The 21,416-nt window shown below is 67.8% G+C and carries 16 protein-coding genes; 9 read left to right on the top strand and 7 right to left on the bottom strand.

Annotated features, from left to right (window positions below; all coding sequences use genetic code 11):
• Positions 1 to 570 precede the first annotated feature (570 nt).
• The 3 genes from CXP56_RS08950 to CXP56_RS08940 are packed head-to-tail and all read left to right on the top strand — an operon-like array spanning position 571 to position 4,989.
• Positions 571 to 1,443: a GNAT family N-acetyltransferase gene (locus CXP56_RS08950; protein ID WP_286900699.1), complete on the top strand. Its 873-nt coding sequence runs from the start codon at positions 571 to 573 to the stop codon at positions 1,441 to 1,443.
• Positions 1,444 to 4,527: a bifunctional [glutamine synthetase] adenylyltransferase/[glutamine synthetase]-adenylyl-L-tyrosine phosphorylase gene (locus tag CXP56_RS08945; protein WP_286900698.1), complete on the top strand. Its 3,084-nt coding sequence runs from the start codon at positions 1,444 to 1,446 to the stop codon at positions 4,525 to 4,527.
• A 57-nt stretch (positions 4,528 to 4,584) separates the two neighbouring features.
• Positions 4,585 to 4,989 (top strand): acyl-CoA thioesterase, encoded by a 405-nt coding sequence (locus CXP56_RS08940; RefSeq protein ID WP_028846875.1) that lies wholly within the window; start codon positions 4,585 to 4,587, stop codon positions 4,987 to 4,989.
• A 97-nt stretch (positions 4,990 to 5,086) separates the two neighbouring features.
• Here CXP56_RS08940 and glnA read toward each other — a convergent pair whose 3' ends face one another.
• The gene (gene glnA, locus CXP56_RS08935; protein ID WP_479267403.1) at positions 5,087 to 6,529 is read right to left on the bottom strand and encodes a type I glutamate--ammonia ligase; all 1,443 of its coding nucleotides are present in this window, start codon (positions 6,527 to 6,529) and stop codon (positions 5,087 to 5,089) included.
• 206 nt (positions 6,530 to 6,735) lie between these two features.
• Between glnA and CXP56_RS08930 the strand changes: the two genes are divergently transcribed.
• Complete coding sequence (locus tag CXP56_RS08930) at positions 6,736 to 7,209, top strand: RDD family protein (protein WP_286900697.1); 474 nt, start codon at positions 6,736 to 6,738, stop codon at positions 7,207 to 7,209.
• A 15-nt stretch (positions 7,210 to 7,224) separates the two neighbouring features.
• Here CXP56_RS08930 and CXP56_RS08925 read toward each other — a convergent pair whose 3' ends face one another.
• The gene (locus tag CXP56_RS08925) at positions 7,225 to 7,953 is read right to left on the bottom strand and encodes a DUF4191 domain-containing protein (protein WP_028846872.1); all 729 of its coding nucleotides are present in this window, start codon (positions 7,951 to 7,953) and stop codon (positions 7,225 to 7,227) included.
• A 92-nt stretch (positions 7,954 to 8,045) separates the two neighbouring features.
• Between CXP56_RS08925 and CXP56_RS08920 the strand changes: the two genes are divergently transcribed.
• The 3 genes from CXP56_RS08920 to CXP56_RS08910 all read left to right on the top strand — a co-directional run bounded on the left by CXP56_RS08920 (position 8,046) and on the right by CXP56_RS08910 (position 11,844).
• Positions 8,046 to 10,100, top strand: a complete 2,055-nt coding sequence (locus CXP56_RS08920; protein ID WP_286900696.1) for an ATP-dependent DNA helicase UvrD2 — start codon at positions 8,046 to 8,048, stop codon at positions 10,098 to 10,100.
• Between the two features lie 1,067 nt (positions 10,101 to 11,167).
• On the top strand, positions 11,168 to 11,419 hold the full coding sequence (locus tag CXP56_RS08915; RefSeq protein WP_156899115.1) for a hypothetical protein: 252 nt from the start codon (positions 11,168 to 11,170) through the stop codon (positions 11,417 to 11,419).
• A gap of 119 nt (positions 11,420 to 11,538) precedes the next feature.
• The gene (locus tag CXP56_RS08910; RefSeq protein ID WP_084609015.1) at positions 11,539 to 11,844 is read left to right on the top strand and encodes a WhiB family transcriptional regulator; all 306 of its coding nucleotides are present in this window, start codon (positions 11,539 to 11,541) and stop codon (positions 11,842 to 11,844) included.
• Positions 11,845 to 13,048: 1,204 nt separating this feature from the next.
• Here CXP56_RS08910 and CXP56_RS08905 read toward each other — a convergent pair.
• From CXP56_RS08905 to CXP56_RS08895, 3 genes are read right to left on the bottom strand one after another with little or no spacing between them, the layout of a single operon-like run.
• Positions 13,049 to 14,209 carry a hypothetical protein gene (locus CXP56_RS08905; RefSeq protein ID WP_245566566.1) on the bottom strand — a complete coding sequence of 387 codons (1,161 nt, stop codon included), beginning with the start codon at positions 14,207 to 14,209 and terminating at the stop codon, positions 13,049 to 13,051.
• Complete coding sequence (locus CXP56_RS08900) at positions 14,169 to 15,494, bottom strand: ABC1 kinase family protein (protein WP_028846867.1); 1,326 nt, start codon at positions 15,492 to 15,494, stop codon at positions 14,169 to 14,171. The genes CXP56_RS08905 and CXP56_RS08900 overlap by 41 nt, the downstream gene beginning before the upstream one ends.
• Before the next feature lie 21 nt (positions 15,495 to 15,515).
• Complete coding sequence (locus CXP56_RS08895) at positions 15,516 to 16,559, bottom strand: TOMM precursor leader peptide-binding protein (RefSeq protein ID WP_084609014.1); 1,044 nt, start codon at positions 16,557 to 16,559, stop codon at positions 15,516 to 15,518.
• 171 nt (positions 16,560 to 16,730) lie between these two features.
• On the opposite strand from CXP56_RS08895, the gene CXP56_RS08890 reads away from it, so the two are divergent.
• Positions 16,731 to 17,258, top strand: a complete 528-nt coding sequence (locus CXP56_RS08890; protein WP_286900695.1) for a M48 metallopeptidase family protein — start codon at positions 16,731 to 16,733, stop codon at positions 17,256 to 17,258.
• 6 nt (positions 17,259 to 17,264) lie between these two features.
• Here CXP56_RS08890 and CXP56_RS08885 read toward each other — a convergent pair whose 3' ends face one another.
• The gene (locus CXP56_RS08885; protein ID WP_038044561.1) at positions 17,265 to 18,707 is read right to left on the bottom strand and encodes a zinc-dependent metalloprotease; all 1,443 of its coding nucleotides are present in this window, start codon (positions 18,705 to 18,707) and stop codon (positions 17,265 to 17,267) included.
• Positions 18,708 to 18,989: 282 nt separating this feature from the next.
• Here CXP56_RS08885 and CXP56_RS08880 point away from each other — a divergent pair, with 282 nt between their 5' ends.
• The gene (locus CXP56_RS08880; RefSeq protein WP_051309847.1) at positions 18,990 to 20,192 is read left to right on the top strand and encodes a YlbL family protein; all 1,203 of its coding nucleotides are present in this window, start codon (positions 18,990 to 18,992) and stop codon (positions 20,190 to 20,192) included.
• A 635-nt stretch (positions 20,193 to 20,827) separates the two neighbouring features.
• Here CXP56_RS08880 and CXP56_RS08875 read toward each other — a convergent pair.
• Positions 20,828 to 21,361: a PPA1309 family protein gene (locus CXP56_RS08875; RefSeq protein ID WP_028846864.1), complete on the bottom strand. Its 534-nt coding sequence runs from the start codon at positions 21,359 to 21,361 to the stop codon at positions 20,828 to 20,830.
• Between the last annotated feature and the right edge of the window lie 55 nt (positions 21,362 to 21,416).

Here is a 21,416-nt window from a genome sequence, read left to right as displayed (position 1 = left end):
GGTACTGCACCCGCCAGGGTGCGGGAGAGTAGGACACCGCCGGACACCCACACAACCACATCCTTCGGGATGCCAAAAAAAGGGGGGGTCGGGAGTTCAGCTGAATCCCGACCCCCCTTTTTTTTTTCATGCCCCTTTTTTTACGGGGGCTGCGGCCGCCCTTCTTCTTTTCTTTCTATGCCCACTCAACTTCGGCCCAGTGCTGTACTTCGGCCCGCCTTCTATGCCCACGGATTTCGGCCGACCGGTGCCCAGGTGAAGGTCTGTGTCTGTACAGGCTGGCCGTCGGTATAGGCGGGCCGGAAAAGCAGTTCGTCACGGCAGGATCGGGACCGGCTGGCCGGCCACACCGGAAGCAGGGTCGATGGACGAGGGGCAGGGAGTTGGTTCGTTCCACGGCGGTCGAGGAAGGAACTGTTGGCGGGCTCGTCGCGGTAAGAGGGGTTCGTGGCGACAAGAAGGGGCGGGCGACAGGCAGCTGTGCCACGGCAGCGGTCGACACCGGATGGGGCCGGGTTCCTGGTGAGAAACTCGGTGGACCGGACGCTACGGGTGCTCGATCCTGAGGGCATGGATGTCCGTCTGCACGCCGACCCGGAAGACTTCTGGAACGCCGCCGGCCCGATCTACGAGTCGGATCCCATACGCCACACCATCCCGCTGACCGTGATCACCGGTCTTCGCGCCGAGTACCGGCAGCGGCAGAACGCGTCCGGCCAGATCTCCGATGTCTATGGCACGAAGCCGCTGCTGGTGACCATCACCGAGCACGGCGAAACGGTCGGCGCGGCGTACTGCACCCCACCGTGGCCTCTCGGAGTGTCCGGGGTGACGATCGACCACATCCCGGCCCTGGCTGAGTTTCTCCGTGACATCGGTGTCGAGCTCGCCGGCGTGAGTGGGCCGTGCGAGGTGGCTGATGCGTTCGCCGAGAAGTGGGGCTCCAGCACCACCGCGGCGATGAGGATGCGGTGCTACCGCTTGGCAGAACTGATTCCGCCGGATGTGCCGGGATCCATGCGCTTGGCGCAGGCCGAGGACATTCCGTTGCTGGAGGCCTGGGAGGCCGCCTTTTTCCATGATGCACAGATGCCGGTCGGGAGGCCGAACCACCGTCGTCAGATCGTTCAATCGCTGGCATTGGGAAACGCGCACGGGTTGTGGCACGACGATGGTGTGGTCAGGTCGATGGCGCGTGCGAGCGCGCAACTCCACGGCATGTCCCGGGTGGGGATGGTCTACACGCCACCGGAGCATCGTCGGCGTGGTTACGGCGCTGCGGTCACCGCAGCGGTGAGCCAGTGGGCGCTCGACCAAGGCGCTCGCGATGTCGTGCTGTTCACCGACCTGGACAATCCGACCTCGAATTCGATCTATCAGAAGATCGGGTACCGCCCGGTATACGATGCGGTGGAGTATCGCTTTCCGACTACTGTGGCTTAGGTGACCACGCGGGATCGAGCTGCAGCGAAACCCGGTCGGTACGGCGTGACGCACGATCGCGCCGAGGAGCTGCTGGCCGCCGCAGGGTGGTGGGTGCCGGCCAGCTCGACCGACCGTTCTCCTGACGGAGCCGGCCCAGCCGCGAGCGGATCGCCTCCGCAGGCGACACGCCCTGACCACACAGCCGGCGACGGCCGCCGTCCCGGCCCGGTAGAGGAGAGCGAGCCCGTCCTGCTCGCGCTGTCCCGCACCGCCGACCCCGATCAGGCACTGCTCGCTCTGGATCGGCTGCGCGAGGCCATCGGATCCGGATGGACCGAGCTGAACCGCGCGCTGCACGACCACCCTGGCCTTCGTGGACGGCTGCTCGCGGTCCTCGGCGGATCGACGGCGCTGGCGGACTATCTGGTCAACGCACCGGAGCAATGGCGTCGCCTGATGGATCCGCCTCCCGGGTCGGCGGAGATGTACACGCACCGTCTCCTGGAGGCCGTGCGGACGCCGCACGGCGATCTGCCAGCAGGCAAGCACGCCATCAAAGCCTTGCGCGCCGGATACCGCGGTATGCTGCTCGAGATCGCCGCGGCAGACCTCGGTGCGCTCGTCGAGCCGGACTTGGAACGCCCCACGTACGCCGAGGTCACCGCACGCCTGACCGCGCTCGCGGAAGCCGCCCTTCGGGTCGGGCTGGACATCGCCTGGCGGGAGGTCACCGGAAGCGGGCAGGCCAGCGGTGACGACACCGCTCGTCTGTCCGTGATCGCCATGGGCAAAACCGGCGGGCGGGAACTGAATTACGTCAGCGACGTCGACGTCATCTTCGTGGCCGAAGGCGACCTGGAGGTCGCGACCCGGGTGGCCAGCACGATGATGCGTGTGGTCGGCGCGGCCTGTTTCGAGGTCGACGCCGCACTGCGTCCTGAGGGCAAAGCTGGTGCTCTAGTGCGCACCTTGGAGGGTCATCGCACCTACTACCAGAAATGGGCGCGTACGTGGGAATTCCAAGCGCTGCTCAAAGCCCGCCCAGTGGCGGGTGACGAGAAGCTCGGACAGCAGTACGCCGAGGTCGTGACGCCTTTGGTCTGGTCCGCAGCCGAGCGGGAGAACTTCGTCGCGGACGTCCGGAGCATGCGCCGGAAGGTCGAAAGCCACGTGCCCGCCGAGATCGCCGAGCGCGAGTTGAAACTCGGTCGCGGTGGTCTGCGCGACGTGGAGTTCGCGGTGCAGCTGTTGCAGCTGGTCCACGGCCGGGCGGACGTCACTTTGCGTTCGCCGTCGACGATGGAGGCACTTGCCGCGCTTGGCCGCGGTGGTTACCTGGGCCGCGCCGACGCCGCGGAGCTGGAATCGGCTTACGAGTTCCTGCGCACCGTCGAGCACCGGCTTCAGCTGCGTCGCTTGCGCCGCACCCACCTCTTCCCGCCGGAATCCGACATTGCGGAGCTGCGCTGGCTCGCCCGGGCACTTGGCGTGCAGCCGTCACGGGGACGCGACGCCAGCGAGGTCCTGGTGGCGGAGTACAGGCGCAAAGCCGCAGTGGTCCGCAAGCTGCACGAGAAGGTCTTCTACCGCCCGTTGCTCGAAGCCGTGGCGCGAGTCCCCACCGAAGCGCTCCGGCTGACCACCACACAGGCGGCCAGCCGGCTGGCCGCGCTCGGCTACACCGCCCCGGACGGCGCACTGAGCCACATCAAGGCTTTGACCTCGGGCGTGAGCCGGAGGGCCGCGATCCAGAAGACGCTGTTGCCGGTACTGCTCGACCGGTTCGCGGACACCCCGGACCCGGACGGTGGTCTGCTGGCCTACCGGCGCGTGTCCGAGGCCCTGGCCGAGACGCCGTGGTATCTGCGGGTCCTGCGTGATGAAGGCGCGGTGGTGGACAACCTGGCAACCGTGCTCGGCACCTCGAAGCTGGTTCCTGACTTGCTGGTACGCGCGCCCGAGGTGCTACGCCTGCTCGGAAATCCCGCCGAGCTGACCGCGAAGCGCCCGGAGGAGGTTGCGGCGACGCTGCAACAAGCCGTCCGCAGGCAAACGTTCCTCTACAACGCTGTGTCCACGGCGCGCTCGCTCCGCAGGCACGAAATGCTTCGTGTGGCTTGCGCAGACGTGCTGGGCCTACTCGCAGTCCCCGAGGTCTGCGCAGCCTTGTCGAGCGTGTGGGACGCGGTTCTGGACGCGACGCTGGCCGTGTCCCTGGCCAGAAGGCCCTCAGGGGTGGCGCGTATCGCCATCATCGGGATGGGCAGGCTAGGGGGTTCCGAGCTCGGCTACGGAGCGGATGCCGACGTCTTGTTCGTCTGCGAGCCGTACGACGGGGTCAGCGACCGCGAGGCCGTGGAGTTCGCGACCGAGGTGTGCAGCTCGCTGAGCAGGTTGCTGGGGGCGCCCAGTCAGGACCCGGCGATGAAGGTCGACACCGACTTGCGTCCGGAAGGCAGGCAAGGGCCCCTGGTCCGCACCCTGAGCTCCTACCAGGCGTACTACGACCGGTGGGGCGAGGTGTGGGAAGCACAGGCGCTGTTGCGGGCGCGGCCGGTCGCCGGCGACGAGGATCTGGCGCGGCGGTTCATCGGCATGATCGAGCCGGTGCGATACCCGGCCGGTGGGCTGACTGCCGACCGCGCCAGGGAAGTGCGCCGGATCAAAGCGCGGGTGGATTCGGAGCGCTTGCCACGTGGGACGAATCCGCGGACGAACACCAAGCTGGGGCCCGGGGGCCTCGCCGACGTGGAGTGGACGGTGCAGCTCCTGCAGCTGATGCATGGTCATGAGATTCCCGAGCTGCGCACTGTGTCGACGTTGCAGGCTTTGCAGGTACTGCAGGACAAGGGAGTGGTGGCCGAGCAAGACGCCGTCACGCTGCGCGACGCCTGGCTGTTGGCCACCCGCGTGCGCAACGCCGCTGCTCTGGTGCGGGGCAAGCAGGTCGACCAAGTGCCCACCACCGGGAAGGAATTGGCGTCCGTCGCACGGATCGTCGGCTACGGCCCGGACACCGACCCTGGTGAGTTCCTCGACTCCTACCTGCGCACCATGCGGCGGTCGCGTGCGGTGGTGGAGAGGATCTTCTACCGGTCCTGATCACACCTGGACACGAAGTATCGGGTGAACACCGACCGCGGCTCTTAGAGTGAGCGTATGAGTGAGTTCGTTACCCGAATTAAGGTTCGCCACTACGAGCTGGACACCTTGGGGCACGTCAACCACGCCGTCTATCACCAGTACGCCGAGGTAGCACGCTTCGAGTGGTTCCGGCACATGGGCGGGGACGAACTCGCCGAAGGCGGACTGACGATTGCGCCGGTTCTACTGGAGACCCGGGTGTGGTTTCTGCGCGAGCTGCGGAACGGGGAAGAGATCGACGTCACCTGCGACGCCACTTTCGGTGACGGCAAGACGTTCACCATGTACTCGGAGATCCGCAAACTCGACGGCACGGTTTCGGCAAAGATCGAGTGTGTGCTCGGCGTGATGGACCTCAACCGTCGCAAGCTGGTGGACAAGCCGGTGGAGGCGTTGCGGGAGCTGGGCCTGCGGGTCTGAGCATTCCGCCGACGTTGGAGAGACGACGACGGCGGCCCGGTCATGGCCGAGGCCGCCGCCGTCGCTGGCTGGGGGAAGGGAACGCGCGCCCGCCGACTTACACGTCGTAGTAGAGCGCGAACTCGTACGGGTGCGGCCGCAACCGGAGCGGATCGATCTCGTTCTCGCGCTTGAAGTCGATCCACGTCTGGATGACGTCCGGAGTGAACACGCCACCCTCGAGCAGGAAGTCGTGGTTCTCCTCCAGGTTGTCCAGGACCGTGCCGAGGTCGGACGGGACCTGCGCCACGCCGGCCAGCTCCTCCGGCGGCAGCTCGTACAGGTCCTTGTCGATCGGGTCCGGCGGCTCGATCTTGTTGCGGATGCCGTCCAGACCAGCCATCACCATCGCCGCGAACGCCAGGTACGGGTTGCCCGACGAGTCGGGGCAGCGGAACTCCACCCGCTTGGCCTTCGCGTTGCTGCCGGTGATCGGGATACGGACACAGGCCGACCGGTTGCGCTGCGAGTACACCAGCGACACCGGTGCCTCGAAGCCCGGCACCAGACGGTGGTAGGAGTTGACCGTCGGGTTGGTGAAGGCCAGCAGCGACGGCGCGTGCGCCAGGATGCCGCCGATGTAGTGCCGCGCGGTGTCGGACAAGCCCGCGTAGCCGGACTCGTCGTAGAACAGCGGCTCGCCGTCCTTCCACAGCGACTGGTGGGTGTGCATGCCCGAGCCGTTGTCACCGAACAGCGGCTTCGGCATGAACGTCACGGTCTTGCCTGCCGCCCACGCGGTGTTCTTGATGATGTACTTGAAAAGCTGCAGGTCGTCCGCGGCGTGCAGCAGCGTGTTGAACTTGTAGTTGATCTCCGCCTGACCGGCGGTGCCGACCTCGTGGTGGGCCCGCTCGACGGTGAAGCCGACGCGCTCCAGGTTGAGCACCATCTGGTCGCGCAGGTCGGCGAAGTGGTCGACCGGGGTCACCGGGAAGTAGCCGCCCTTGTACCTGGTCTTGTAGCCCAGGTTGCCGCCTTCCTCCTCGCGTCCGGTGTTCCACCAGCCCTCGATCGAGTCGATCTCGTGCAGGGAGCGGTTCTCGGCGTAGTCGAACCGCACCGAGTCGAAGATGTAGAACTCCGCTTCCGGACCGAAGTAGGCGGTGTCGGCCACGCCCGATTCGGACAGGTACTCCTCGGCCTTCCGTGCGATGTTGCGCGGGTCGCGGCTGTACGGCTCGCGCGTGTACGGGTCGTGCACGAAGAAGTTCATCAGCAACGTCTTCTCCGCGCGGAACGGGTCGAGGCGCGCCGTGTAGATGTCGGGCAGCAGCAGCATGTCCGACTCGTGAATCTCCTGGAAGCCGCGCACCGAGGAGCCGTCGAACGCCAGGCCCTCCTCGAAGACGTCGTCGTCGAACGCCGACGCGGGAACGGTGAAGTGCTGCATGATGCCCGGCAAGTCGCAGAACCGGACGTCCACGAACTTCACCTCCTCATCGGAGATGAAGCGCCTGACCTCGTCTGGGGAGTTGAACACGCTCGTCTGCTCCTTCATGTGATGCGGGATACGTGCTGCGAGCGCGGGTGCTCTCAGTCCGTTGTTGGCCAAAGCTAGGGGGACGGTGTTGCCCTCCCGTCACCCAAATGTTTCGCGGGTGTTAACGGATGAGCCAGTGACACATGTCATGAGTGAGGCCGGCGAAACCAGCTTAGACCCGATGCGGCCGCGTGTCTGCCCGCAAACCGGCTTACCCTGGTGACGTGGCGCGTTGGACGCAGACCTGGCTGTCCGGAGCCGGGCTGGACGAAGAGCAGGGCAAGTGGCCAGGAGAGAAGCTCGGGCTCCCGGAGGACGGCGTGGGCTCGGTGGCCTCCGGCGGTCAGCGGCTGGTGGCTTTCCTGGCGGACCTGTTCGCCGCGGCGATGATCACCACGCTGTTCATCCGGCCGGAGTTCGCCGATCTCGAGGTGATGTCGCGCTTCAACTGGGCGTCGGTCGGCGTGTGGGTGGTGCTGACGGTGCCGTCCTCGGCTTTCCTCGGCATCACGCCGGGCATGGGCCTGCTGGGCATCCGGGTCGCCAGGCTGGACGGGGCGACCATGGTCGGCCTGCCGCGCGCCGCGGTCCGTTGCCTGCTCACGGCCCTTCTCATCCCGCCTGCGCTGCGCAACTTCGACGGGCAAGGACTGCACGACCGGGCCACGGGCACGGTCGTGGTGCGGATGCGCGCCTGAGGACGCAGGTACCGCTCAGCGGCGGCGGATCACCCGCTGCACATTGCGCATCTTGACGCCCTGCGGAATCGGGCCCTTGGGCATCGCGGCCGCCCGGCTCTTCAGCGCCGACAGCTTGGCCTCGAGCGCGTCCACCTCGCGGCCGCGCAGGTTGCGCGGCAGTTTGATCAGATAGCGCTGCAGCTTGGGCAGCGGCACCTGGCCTTCCTCCCGGCCGACGACGACGTCGTAGATGGGGGTGTCGCCGACCAAGCGGGCGATGCGCTTCTTCTCCTGGGCCAGCAGGCTCTTCACCCGGTGCGGTGCGCCTTCCGCGACCAGGATGACGCCGGGATGCCCGAGCACGCGGTGCACCGCGTCGAGCTGCGTGGTGCCTGCCACGGACAACGAGACCCGCCAGTTGCCGCGCATGTTGTCCAGCACCCATCCGGCGGCCCCTGGCTGGCCTTCGGCCTTGGCGTAGACCGTCTTCTGCACCCGCCTGCCGAACGTGATCATGGCGCCGAGGACACCGGTGAGGATGCCGAGCGGCAGCATGACCCACGGGATGCCCCACCACCAGCCGAGCGCGAACACGGCCCCGGCGACCAGCAGGAAGACCAGCAGCATCCACGGGATGAGCCACTTGTCTTCCTTGCGCTGCATCTTGAACGCTTGGAAGATCTGGCTCCGCCTGGCCTTCTTCTCGGCTTTCCTGGCCTGCTTGGCCGCCTTCTTCGCGTCCTTGTCCTCGGTTGGCGCCATGCCGTCCAGGATACGGACTGCGGTTGTGGACAAGGACTCCGGTTGTGGATAGCGGCTCCGTTTGTCGTGGGCTTCTGCGAGGATCGGAATCGATGGACGTGGAGCGCGATCTCGATCCCGAGCAGCGCGCGGCGGTGACGGCGCCGCGCGGTCCGGTGTGCGTGCTGGCGGGCGCAGGCACGGGCAAGACCCGAACGATCACCTACCGCATCGCGCATCTGGTCAGGTCCGGCCACGTCGCGCCGAGCGCCGTCCTGGCGGTGACCTTCACCGCCCGAGCGGCAGGGGAGATGCGTGCACGGCTGCGCAAGCTGGGCGTGGAGGGGCCGCAGGCGTTGACGTTTCACGCCGCGGCACTGCGGCAGCTGCGGTACTTCTGGCCGCGGATCGTCGGCGGCCCGCCGTGGCGGTTGCTGGACAGTAAGCTGCCGCTGGTCGGGCGGGCGGCGCACCGGGTCGGAGTGGACACCGACGCCGAGATGCTGCGCGACCTGGCGGGCGAACTGGAGTGGGCGAAGGCATCGCTGATCAGCGCGGAGGACTATCCGTCGGCGGTGGCGCAAGCGCGGCGCACGACGCCGGAGGCGCCGGAGCGCATCGCCGAGGTCTACCGCGTGTACGAGAAGCTGAAGGTCGAGGAGCGCGCGCTCGACTTCGACGACTTGTTGCTGCAGACGACGGCGGCGTTGGAGGAGAACGCGGAGGTCGCCGAGGAATTCCGTGATCGCTATCGCTGCTTCGTGGTCGACGAGTACCAGGACGTGACGCCGTTGCAGCAGCGGTTGCTCGATGCGTGGCTGGGTGGCCGGGACGACCTGACGGTGGTGGGCGACGCCAACCAGACGATCTATTCGTTCGGTGGGGCGTCGCCGCGTGAGCTGCTGAACTTCACCCGGCGCTATCCGCATGCGCAGGTGATCCGGCTGGTGCGGGATTACCGGTCCACGCCGCAGGTGGTGACGTTGGCCAACAAAGTCATCGGCGCGGCACGGCGCCGTCTACCCGGCAGCAGGCTGCGGCTGGTGGGCCAGCGCCCGGACGGGCCGGAGCCGCAGTTCACCGAGTACGACGACGAGCACGCCGAAGCCGCAGGCGTCGCGGCGCGCATCCGGGAGCTGATCGATTCCGGCGTCGCGGTGAACGAGATCGCGGTGCTTTTCCGGGTGAATGTCCAGTCTGAGGCGTACGAACAGGCGCTGAGCGAGGCCGGAATCCCGTACGTGGTGCGTGGGGGAGAGCGCTTCTTCGAACGTGCGGAAGTGCGTCAGGCGATGTCGGTGCTGCGCTCGGCGGCCGCGTCGGAGGAACAGCCGGAAGGAGCGTTGCCCGCGGTGGTGCGCGAGTTGCTCGGCAAAGTGGGGCTCACCGCGGAGCCGCCGGCCGGTGGCGCGAGCAGGCAGCGGTGGGATTCGTTGATGGCGCTTGTCGCGCTGGCCGAGGAGTTCCACGCGGACGCCTCCGCGCCGACGCTGCGGCGCTACGTCCACGAACTCGAGCAGCGGGCCGCGGCGCAGCATGCGCCCACCGTTGCCGGGGTGACGCTGGCGTCCCTGCACGCCGCGAAGGGGTTGGAATGGGACGCCGTGTTCCTGGTCGGCCTGTGCGAGGGGACGCTGCCCATCCAGCACGCGGACGACGACGAGGAGGCGATCGAGGAGGAGCGGCGGCTGCTGTACGTGGGGGTAACCCGGGCAAGGGAGTACTTGTCGTTGTCGTGGTCCCTGTCCCGTCAGCCCGGGGGCAGGCGAACCCGGCGGCGGAGCCGGTTTCTCTACGGGCTGGTGCCCGAGGACCATCCGGCCGCTCGGGTGGCTCGGCGAGGACGCGGTGAGCGCCCGCGGTGCCGGGTTTGCGCGAAGGTGCTCACCGATGTCGCCGATGTGAAGCTGGGGCGGTGCGCCGGCTGTCCATCCGATGTCGACCCCGACTTGCTGGCGGCGCTGAAGGCGTGGCGCAGCGCCAAGGCGAAGGAGATGAAGGTGCCCGCCTACGTGGTGTTCACCGATGCGACGTTGATGGCGATCGCGGAAGCCAAGCCGAGCGACGACAGCGAGCTGGTGGCGATCTCCGGCATCGGTGCGACGAAGCTGGAACGATTCGGCGCGGAGGTGCTTGCCGAGGTGCGCAAGCACGCGGAGAGCTCGTGACAGAAGAACCCTCTCGGGCCAGAAGACCTCTCCGGGGACTTCGTGGTGAGCAGCTGATGGCGTGCGCCGGGTGATGCGCGGCTGTGGAGTTCCTGACGGCGCCTGCGACGGAGCCGTGAGGGGGGCGGCGATGGAGTTGTGAGGGGGGCGGCGATGGAGCTGTGAGGGGGTAGGCGACGAAGCCGTGGACGGGCCGTTTGCAATGAAACCCAGCGGGGCCTGTGACGAATCCGCGACGCCTGGGTTGCGAGGTTGGCCAGGGTATGGCCCCACGCCAGCTGGCGGGAGGGTTCCGCCGCAGCTTGGCGGTGCTTTCGGTCGGGACCTTGCGTCGAGTGCCCGGCCTGGGCCTGCGGTGTGCCAGCACGTGGTCGAGGTGTGTTCGCGATGTGCGGACGGGTGAGTGAGGTGGTGAGCAGGTTCCCGCTGCCTTGGTGGCGACTCCTGGGGCGGGTTCGCGTCGAGTGCCCGGTGTGAGTGAGGCGTGCGGAGGCGTGTGCCTGCGGCACGTTCGAGACATCCAACGGGTCTGGTGCGAGTCGTCTGGGTCTGCTGCGAGTTGTCAGCGCGGGCCTGTCGCAGCTCCACCGCGCCCAGCTCGGCACGTACTGCCTTGGCGAAGTATGTGGAGGACCCGAGCGGAGCTTGTGAAGGACCCAAGAGGAATGTGCGGTGAGCGTCCGGCACCGGCCCTCAGCCCCTGCCCAGAGCACGCACCGGCTGGTACCCGGCGCGGTGACCTTGTGTGCCGACTGCTGTGCCGGCCTTGGATCGGCCTCGGTCCAGAGCCGCGGTGCAGGCCGCGGTGCAGAGACTGACGGCGTCGTGCTCCAGAAGCACCGCTCGGTCTCCAGAAGCACCGCTCGGTGCGGCGGGCTGTCGGCCGCGGTGACTCCGTCGCGCAGTCGCCGCGACCTCCGGGTCGAACTGACGGTGAGCCTGTGACCTGCGCCGACAGGATTCTCGAAAAATAAGTTGCCGCGGTCCGCAGTGGGCAGATAGCCTGCTAGGGCCGGGTTGAACGCCCGTACTACTTTCGATGTGACCAGCCGAGGGAGGTGGCAGCGGTGGAGATCTTCGCGCTCGCACGTACCCGCAGCCACCCGCGGCTTGGGGGGATTCGTATGTCCGGCGCACGGCTTCGTTCGTGCGTGCTCCCGGTGAACCCGGTGAGCGTCGAGCGCGACGTGCCCACGGCGGCGCAGCCGGTTCAGCCGGTGCCGACCGGTGACATCGCCGTCGTTGCTGTCAAGCCGGCATTCATCGCTCCGCAGGTAGCGGTTCCGTTGTCTCGTCTTCACGTGAAGTCACTGACTTAGTCAGATTCACGGGTCACGAAGGCCGCGGGACCGATCACCGGATCCGCGGCCTTCGTGCTGTGTGGTCCGCAGATCTTCCGCCACACGACGAAATGAAGACAGATTCAAGGGGAGAACGAATGTCAACCCAAACCGCCTTCGCACTCGAGGCGGCGACGGTGTCGCCAGCGGATCCGCTGAGCGCAGAACTGACCCTGCCGTGCCACGTTGGCGACCCGGACCTGTGGTTTGCCGAGGCGCCGGCCGACCTGGAGCGCGCCAAGAAGCTGTGCGCAGGTTGCCCGGTCCGCGATGCGTGCCTGGCCGGCGCGTTGGAACGGGGTGAGCCCTGGGGCGTCTGGGGCGGCGAGATTTTCGACCGTGGGGTGATCATCGCGCGCAAGCGTCCGCGTGGCCGACCTCGCAAGCATCCGGTCGCGGCCTGACGGCCGCCGGCCGGTCGCTGGTGCCGGGCTTGGAGGTTTCCCGGGGGTAGAGCCTGGAGGTCGCTGGTGTCGTGCCTGAAGCTCCCCGGTGCCGTGCCCGGACGCCCCGTGCCAGGCCTGGACGTCCCGGCCAGGCCGGGAGGTCACCGGCCGGTGTCGGGTCTGGAGGTCCCGGGGGCAGGCCTGAAAGTCACCGGCCGGTGTCGGGTCTGGACGTCACCGGCCGCTGTCGGGGCCTGATGGCGACGGCTGCTTGCCGGGGTCGGAGCGTGGCAGCTGGCAAACGGTCACTGCTTGGGGCCGGCTGGTCGCCGGCCACGGGAGTTGCGCTCCGGCAAATCACTGCCCGAAGACGAGACCTACTTCTGAGGAGTTGGACGACATGGAGATGCTGAGTGAGCAGTTCGCGCTCATCCGTGAGCGCGAGCACGCCCACTACAGCGAGCCCGCAGATGGCGACGTCGCTGTGGCTGACGCTTTGGCCGCTCAGAATCGGCAGCGTCGCGCCCGTCGGTGGGAGCGACTCGCCCACTGGGCCAGCCGTCGCGCGGAACGCGTACGCAACGGCTAGCTCTCGGCGCTTGCTGTATTGGAGCTGTGTGTAGGAGGAAGTGGGCCCGTGCTGCCGGGAGAACCCGGCCGCGCGGGCCCACTTCGCATGTGAACCTGCTTTCGCTGCGAGGCTCAAGCCGAGCGCAAGAGCGTCACGCGCGGTTCGTGCCTACGGGCCAAGGGGCGTGGGTAGGTTCGTGCCAAGCCACAGCCGCACGCATCATGCTTCGCCCTGACGTCGTACGCGCGGTTCGTGCCTTGCCCGGGCCCTCCCGGCGCGCGGCATGCTTGCCCATGATGCTCTGGGCGGTGACGCTCTTGCTGGGGGTTCTCCCGGCGCGCGGCATGCTTGCCCTCCTGTCCTGCGGTCGCGCTGTGGCCTCACATCGTGGGTCGTGGCCTGACCCCACATTGCAGGCGCGGTCCCTGACCTGCCTCAACCTCCCCCCGAACACGCACTGATGCGGTTGCCGCCGGGCCGTCAACGTGAACCGGCCATCGCCGGCGGCTCAGCCGAGCACAAGATGCCGGCGGCGGTGTCAAGTCGAGCGCAGGATGTAGACGGCGGATCATCCGGAGCTCAAGGTTCGTCCTGAGCTCAAGGAGCTGCGACAGTGGCTCATGCCGGGCTCGGGATTCGGCAGCCGCTGCCTTACGCGGTGTAGGGAACCGACAAGCATCGTGCCTCCACCCGGGGTCGCTCCCGTGTGCCGGCTTCCGCGAAGGCGGCTGCCAGTTCGCGAACGATCATGTCGCGGAGAGAGAAATCGTCGAGAGCGGCGCGAACGTCGGCAGCCGGAGTGCGCACGACGATGACCTTGGCCGCGGTAAGTGCGAGATGACCGTGGGCCGGCGTGGCGGATTCAGGCACCGCTGGCTCGAACTGCCACGCCAGGCCGATCTCGTCCCACCACGCATCGGCGTACCCCAGCGGGCGGCGCCTACAGTCCTGGATCGTCACGTTCCATTGCGGTGGCGGGAGTGGGGCGTGCTGCAGGAGCGCTGCGGCGTTGCTGTGCAGAGCACTGGTCGCCGTGACGTCGAGCTGCCGCAGTGCCAGTCGGACAGCTGCGGTGCCCCGCTGGTTCCCGGCCTCCAGTTCGCGCTGCAGGCTGTCGTGATCGCACAAGCCGTGCATGACGGGTAGCGCCAAGGCGGAACGCAGTAACGCAATGTTGGACGTGCCGCGGGCTACGTCCACAGCGGCGCGAGATGGTGGGGCGAAGGGCAGACCGTCACGCATGATCGGCTTGGGCATGCGCGTCGTGCGTTCCACAGTGACGAATTCTTTCGGGGCCAGCCGCTGTTCCACTGGAACGAGCAGGCGGACCGTGTGCGGAGCGGGGAGCTGCACGCCGTAGGCGTTCAATGCGTCGACACCGGTGATCACCGCACGGGGACCGGCGTATGTGATGGCCGCTCGCAAGAGCTGCTTGCGGGTCGGCTCACTGTTCGCGAGCATGACGACTCCGGGCAGAAGGCGCCGCCAGGGGCCGCCCGCGCGGCACCTCCTGGTGATCATGCTGTGGCTGATCCCGGCTCGCAGTAGCGCGGTGACCGGCGCGACTCCATCCGGCGCGATCTCGGGCGGAATACTGACGGTTCGGCTGCGTCTGTGTTCCATGTCTTTGATCGTCTCGGCTGGCAAGGCGCGATTGGCGGCGTTCGCAAAATTGTGGATAACTCCGCCGAAAATGCCGGAATTGCCCCAATTTTCGGCAGGGTTGTGGATCAGCCGTCTGACATGCCGGCGTCTACCGCTCGGGCGGTGATCAGTCGGCGAAGCCGGGCACCCAGCGCTCGGCGATGTCACGGACCGAAACCTCGGCGTCCAGCTGGCAGAGGATGCCGGTGTTACCCGCCGTGGTGCGGTGAATCAGCAAGTACTCGGCGGGCAGGTTGAGGAAGCGTGCCGTGCGGAAATCCTTGCCCGAGACGTCGCCTATGCGGGCCGCTTGCTGCTGCAGCCAGCGTCGGGTGAAGTGGAACCTGTCGACCGTGAGCGGCTCGACGAAGGGTGAAAGGTAGTCGAGTACGTCCTGGGCGGTGATCTTGCTGCCGACGGTGATGAACCGGTGCTCGCGCATCAGGCGCATCATCTCGGTGGCATTGCCGTCCAGGGCCAACCGGATGATGTGGCCGAGCACCCGGGGGATCCCGTGGGGCAGCCGCGCGACCGCGCCGTAGTCGATCACGCACATGCGCCCGTCGTCGGCCAGCATGAAGTTGCCCGGGTGCGGGTCGGAATGCATGAGGTGGGCGCGCGCCGGGGATGAGTAGTGGAACTCGAGCAGCAGCCGACCCACGCGATTGCGCACATCGCGCTCGCCGGACTTGATGATCTGGGCGAGTGGTGTGCCATCGACCCACTCGGTGATGACGACCTTCGGGGAACTGGCGACGACTTTGGGCACCAGAAAGTGGGGGTCACCGTCGAAAGCCGCGGCGAAGGCGCGCTGGAAATTGGCCTCGCCCCGGTAGTCGAGTTCTTCGTTCATCCGGGCCGACAGTTCCGCCAGCAGTGGCTTCACCTCGGTGCCCGGTGACAAGGCCTGGAACAGGCGTGAGAAGCGCATGAGCTGCCGCAGGTCGCTGCGCAGTGCCTCGTCGGCCCCTGGGTACTGCACCTTGACCGCGACGTGGCGGCCGTCGTGCCACACCGCGCGGTGCACCTGCCCGATGCTGGCCGCCGCTGCGGGTTCGTCGTCGAACTCGGCGAATCGCTTCGGCCAACCGGTGCCCAGCTGCTCCCGCATGACCCGATGCGTCTGCTTCGCGGGCATCGGGGGAGCGGCCGACTGCAGACGGGTGAGCGCCTCTCGGTATGGAGCCGCGTACTGGTCCGGGATGGCGGCTTCGAATACGCTCAGCGCCTGGCCGAACTTCATCGCGCCGCCTTTGAGCGTGCCGAGCACCTCGAACAGCTGTTCCGCGGCTTTCGCCTGGAGGTCGGCGTTGACTTCCTCGGCACTTTTGCCGGTCAGCCGCTTTCCCCAGCCGCCGACCGCGCGGCTCGCGATGCCCAGCGGCAGGCTGGCGAGCTTCGCGGCACGAGCGGTCGCTTTGCTGGGGAGGCTTTGCTCCGCGGGTTCGGCCATGCATTCGATTCTGCCTTGTGACTACGGCCGTTGTCTGCCGAGTTCGTCGGGTTGATCACTGATGTCGACGTCCCATCGATTGGCTACCCCGCATCGACACAGCGGATGGGCGACCCACTCGCGCCGCAGCGTTGCGCCTTCGGTGAGGTCGAGTTCCAGGGTGGCTTCCAGCAGGGGCGGTCGGTCCTGGCTTGGCTGGAGGGACGGCGCTACCTGTGCCGCCGCGAAGGCTGCTGTCGCCTGTGTGGTTGCGGGATCGGCTCGCTGCACCTTGCCGGCAAGCTGGCTCGCCACCCGGGGCCAGCAGCGATCTCGATCGGTGCGATATCGGTCGAAGCATTCCAGGCAGGCCGAACGCCCCGGCAGGACGAGTGGCCCGACGATGCCGCAACCGTCGCGGGCCGCGACGACCAGATGCTCTTGGTTGTCCTGCATGAGCTGTGCGACGACTTCCGGGGCCGGTACCAGCGCATCGGTCAGGATGACCAGGTCGGGACTGCACTCCCGCCGCGCCGGTGCGATGTCCACGGACGGATTGGCCGCGGAGATCGCCTGCTCGATCACATGCCGCCGCTGCTTTCCGAGATCTGCGGGTGTGCAGACAGCACCGATGTCTTCGGTACCGACCGTGCCGCTGGACGTCACGATTAGCGAGCCGATGCCAGCAGATGCGAGTTGGACCGCCACTGCCGCGGCGAGCGGACCGTCACCGCGTATCTCGACGGTCGCGTGGGCGAGCCGGGCGTTTCGTGCTGGCTGGTTGGCGTCGATCACGAACCCGGCGGCCATCATCTCCCGCAGCAGAGCGCGTAGCCGGTCCGCGTGCTGCGGCCCCACCCGGCTCATCAGCCGGCCGATGGACGCCTGTCCGTCCAAGGAAAGCAGCACGGAGACCATGCGGGGCGACAAGTCGGTCGCCAGCACGGCTCGTCTTGGATTCACTCCGATCTGAATTTCGTCGACCGCGCGCTGGTAGGCCCTGATCCCCGGGGTGTATCGGGGCCTGGTGGCCAGCTCGTCGTGAACCGGGCGGACGATCTCGACTTCGGGCGCTGGTGCTGTCATGGCATCCACTTTCGCCCGATTCCATGGGCACTTCCGGCGTGACCGAGAAGCTGTGGACAACTGCCCGCACGTATGGCGCCACTCGCGTCAAAGCTGCGCGGATCACGGGAGTTGTCCACAGATCTGCGCCCGTCTCGCCGCATCGTCGGCAGCACCGCCTACGGTTGAGGCGTGCACAAGAAGGTCGAGGTGCGGCGCAGCGCACGCCGCAAGCGCACTGTCTCGGCCTACCTCGATGGCGACACCATGATCGTGCTGATTCCGGCACGCATGACCAGTGCGGAGGAGGAGTACTGGGTCGCCGAGATGCAACGCAAGCTGTCGCGCAGCCGGAGTCGGCGGCTGTCGCCTGCGCGGCAGTCGGACGAGGCGCTCATGCAGCGCTGTCGCGAGCTCTCAGCGCAATATCTCGACGGTCGGGCGCTGCCGGCGAGTGTGCGTTGGGTGCCGCCGATGCGGACCAGGTGGGCCTTTTGTACGCCGGCGGAAGGCACCATCCGGGTCAGCAGCAAGCTCGGCGACGTGCCTGCGTGGGTCCTCGACTACGTGCTGGTGCACGAGTTGGCTCACCTGCTGGTGGCCGCCCACAACGAGCAGTTCTGGGAGCTGTGCTCCCGGTACCCGAGGACCGAGCGGGCGATCGGCTATCTCGAGGGCCTGTCGGCCGCTGCCGGCTTGGGGCTGATCGAGCTCGACTAGCGCCGATCAGCCGTCAGTGCGCGGGCCGGTGCCGGGGTCGTCGTTCTCCGTGTTTCCCGGGGTGTCGCCTTCTGTCCCTTTCGAAGCGGCGTCCCGGGTGTCGCCGGAGTCCGCATCCCCGGCCCGGTCTTCGGTCGCCTTTTCCGTGCGGTTGAGCTCGGCGATCGGGTCGAAGTCGGCCAAACCCGACGCGTCGGCGCCCAGGCGCTCGGCGAACTCGAGCGGATCGTCGAGGTCGTCCGCGGTCGGCATGAGGTCCGGGTGGGACCACAGATTGTCCCGCTTGTCGATGCCGTGCTGATCGCCGACGAGCTTCCACAGGGCCGAGGCGGCGCGCAGCCTGCGCGGCCGTAGCTCGAGCCCGACCAGTGTGGCGAAGGTCTGCTCCGCGGGACCGCCGGAGGCGCGCCGCCTGCGCAACGTCTCGCGGAGAGCATCGGCACCGGGGAGGCGATCGCCCACGGCATCGGCGACGACCACGTCGACCCAGCCCTCCACCAGGGCGAGCAACGTCTCCAACCGGGCGAGGGCTGCCTTTTGTTCATCAGTCGTTTGTGGTTGGAGGAGACCGGATGACAACGCCTCTTCGACGCTCGCGGGATTCGCCGGGTCGATCTGACCGGCGAGGTCCTGGAGTGCCTGCGTGTTCACCGTGATCCCACGGGCGAACTCCTCGACGGTGGCGAGCAGGCGCTGCCGCAGCCACGGCACGTGGGAGAACAGCCGATGGTGGGCGGCTTCACGCGCGGCGAGGAAGACAAGCACCTCGCTGCTCGGCCGCTCCAGGCCCTCGGTGAACTTCTGGATGTTGGCAGGCAGCAACGCGGCCGTGCCGTCGGGGCCGAGTGGCAATCCGACCTCGGTCGAGGTCAGCACCTCGGAACCCAGTTGAGCCAGCGCGTGACCGAGCTGGGTGCCGAACGCCATCCCGCCCATCTGGCTCATCATCGACAGCAACGGGCCGGCGGCTTGCTTGGCCTCCTCGGGCAGCGCGTTCACCCAGGCATTGGCGACTCGTTGGGCGACCGGGTCGCACAAGTGCTGCCAGGTGTCCAGCGTCTTCTCGACCCAGTCGCGCGCGGACCAGGCGACTGTCCTCGAGGCGCCGACAGGCAGGATCGTCGCGGCGTCCAGCCACAGCTCGGCGAGGTGGCCGGCGTCGCGGACGGCGGTGCTCTCGTTGTCGGAGCTCGACGCCTGCCCGCTGCTGCTCAACCGTTGCAGCGCGATCTGTTTCGCGATGGTGTAGTTGACCGGCCCGGAGGACGACCCCGCCTGGCTGAGCATGCTGCCCAGCTGGCTGAGTATCTGACCGAGTTGTGCGAAGGCCTCGGCGCCTTGCGGGCCACCGCCCGGCGCCCCGAAGCCGAAGCCGGACGGCTCGCGGGACTCGCCCTCACCGCGCTTGTCCGGGTCGGAGGGGCCGAAGCCGAACGGGAAATCGTTCATGCCTCTACGGTACGCGGCTTGCCCGATGTCGTGTTCAGCCCAGCGCGATCGGATCCCACCGATCGCGTAGGGTCCTCGTTACCGGAACATGTTTCGTCGACTCCGCTTGACAGGACGTCCGTGAACAGGCCAGAGAACTCATCACAGCAAGGCGCCGCAGGCCGTGAGCACGGTGCGCTGGGCGATCGTCGACGCCACTCGCGTGCCGACCGTGAGCGTGCTTCGCATACCGCGAGCGGGGGACTTCACCTGACCCGCCGCGGCTGGACCATCGTGTGGAGCATGGTGATCGTGCTCGTCTTCGGCCTGGTCGGCACGTTCGTGCGAGTGCCGTACGTGGCGCTCGGGCCCGGGCCCACGCACGACACGCTGGCTGAGACCGAGGACGGTCCGTTGATCGCGATCAGCGGTTCCAAGACCTACGAGACATCCGGTGAGCTGCGGCTGACCACGGTGGCCGTGCAGGACGGCGTCACACTGCTCGGTGCATTGGGGCTGTGGGCGAGCGGAAGTTACGCGCTGGCGCCGCGCGAGCTGTACTTCCCGCCCGGCGAAACCGACGAAGAGGTCAAACAGAAGAACGCGCAGCAGTTCGTCGACTCGCAAGACGCCGCGGTTTCGGCAGCTCTGGCGTATCTGAAGGAATCCGGTGCCGCAGTAGGCAAGCGGATCCGCTACACGGTGGTCGTCCAAGAGGTGACGAGAGAAGAGGCCGCCCGGGTGCTGGACCCGGGCGACGAGCTGGTCGAGGTGAACGGCAGGAAGGTCTCGACCCCACAAGACGTGCTCGACGCGTTGAAGGGCACCAAGCCCAACGAGAAGATCACGGTGACCTTCCGCGAAGCCGACGCCGAGGCCGGCGAGAAGGCCGGTGGTGAAGGTGCCGGCCGGGGCGGCACCGGCAAAGACACGAGCGAACAGAACAAGGGCAGAGGTGCCGACGAAGCCGAACGGGGGGCTGGCAAAGCAGACGCCGACGCGGACGCCAAGGACGGCACCAAGGACAAGGCGAAAGCCAGCGAGACGCAGGCAGAACGCACCAGGACCGCGACGATCACCCTCGGCAAAGCCGACGACGGTCGATCGGAAGGTCTCCTCGGCGTGGTGGTCGGCGCGCGCCCGGAGCTACCCGGCTTGTCCGTCGACATCAAGTTGGCCGACGTCGGTGGGCCGTCCGCGGGCACGATGTTCGCGTTGGCCATCGTGGACCGCCTGACCCCGGGTGAACTGACCGGCGGGCGGCGGGTGGCCGGAACCGGTGAGATCACCCCCGACGGCACGATCGGGCCGATCGGTGGTGTCTCGTTCAAGCTCGCCGCGGCGCGCGACGACGGTGCCACGGTGTTCCTGGTGCCTGCGGAGAACTGCGCAGAAGCAGCGAAATCGGCCCCGGACGGCCTGCGTCTGGTGAAGGTCAGCAAGCTGGCCGAAGCCGTCCAGGCGCTGGAAAACCTCGACAAGGGCCTGCCCGTGCCGAGTTGTTGAGGTCGCAGGCTGCCTCCCACACCAGGGCGCCAAGCGAGTGGCTGGGCGGCTCCAAGCGCGAAGCGATTGGCCAGTGGCTCAAAGCCGGCGGCTCAACGCAGTGGAGCTATTGCCTGGGACGCCAAGAGGGCGGCTATTGACTGGGGACGCCAGGAAGACGGGCGGCTCCGGGCGTCGCGCAGAAGGCTTCTGGCTGGGCGTCGTACCGACGGCTATCACGATTCGTGTGAAGGCTTCTGGTCAGGCTTCGTACTGACGGCGGTCTCGGCGTCGTGTCGATGGCTTCGTGCTGAGGGCTCCGGGTGCGGTGCTGACGGTTTCGGCCAGGCCTCGCTGAGGGCTTTGGGTGTCGGCATCCGCAGCGGCTGCGGGCTTTCGTGGTTGCAGCCGACCATGGCCGTCGGGGCGAGCACAGCTACTGGTGCCCGACCCCACGGTCACTGATGCCAGGTCGTGGCGAGACCATGCCACGACCATGTCGGCGGCTCCGACGTGGGTACGTCAGAACGCGCAGCTCACCGTTCCGAACGCATGGATGACCGTTCCGAACGCATGGATGACCGTCCGCGCGCACGGGTGACGGTCCGAACACACGGATGACGGTCCGCACGCAGGGATGACCGTTCCGAACGTGCTTACGGTTCGAATGTGGCCGCCAGCGCGTCGAGCAAGCCGGGGGCGAGGTCTGGATGCTCGACCAGCTCGTCCACGGGTTCGCCGTCCTCGTCGACGGCGACTCCGCGCAGCCGCAGCACGCACGCCCGGGTACCGTCGCGTGACACGGCAGCGACAAGGCGCCCCTCGGTGCGTTCGGGATGCTGGGCCGCTGCCTGCTGCAGCCTGGCGACGTCACCGTCGTCGGGCAGGGACTCCTCGGCGTCCGGTGACAGCACCACGATCTCCTGGCAGATCGCGCATCCGCGCACCGCTTCCGGCCACGTGATCCTGGCCAGTGCCTCGCCGAGATCCTCCGCTTCCGGCAGGGCGTCCTGGGCGACCGGGGTCAACGCTGCCTCGGCATTCAGCTGCGCGGCGAGTTCCGGCTGCTCTGCCAGGATGTCGGCGGTCGGGACCAGGGCGAACAGCTGCGGCGGCTGGTCCCAGCCGGCGGCCGCGACGAACTCTTCCACTTCCCGCGCGGCCATCGCCACGTCGCTGACATTGCTCATGGGCCTATCCTGCCAGGAGCGGGGCGGACCCGGCCGGGGAACTTTCCCCGTGGTC

Source organism: Thermocrispum sp. (assembly GCF_002919275.1).
Lineage (GTDB): Bacteria > Actinomycetota > Actinomycetes > Mycobacteriales > Pseudonocardiaceae > Thermocrispum > Thermocrispum agreste.
Note: the sequence above shows the minus strand (reverse complement) of the source record. Positions and strands in the feature narration are given on the sequence as shown.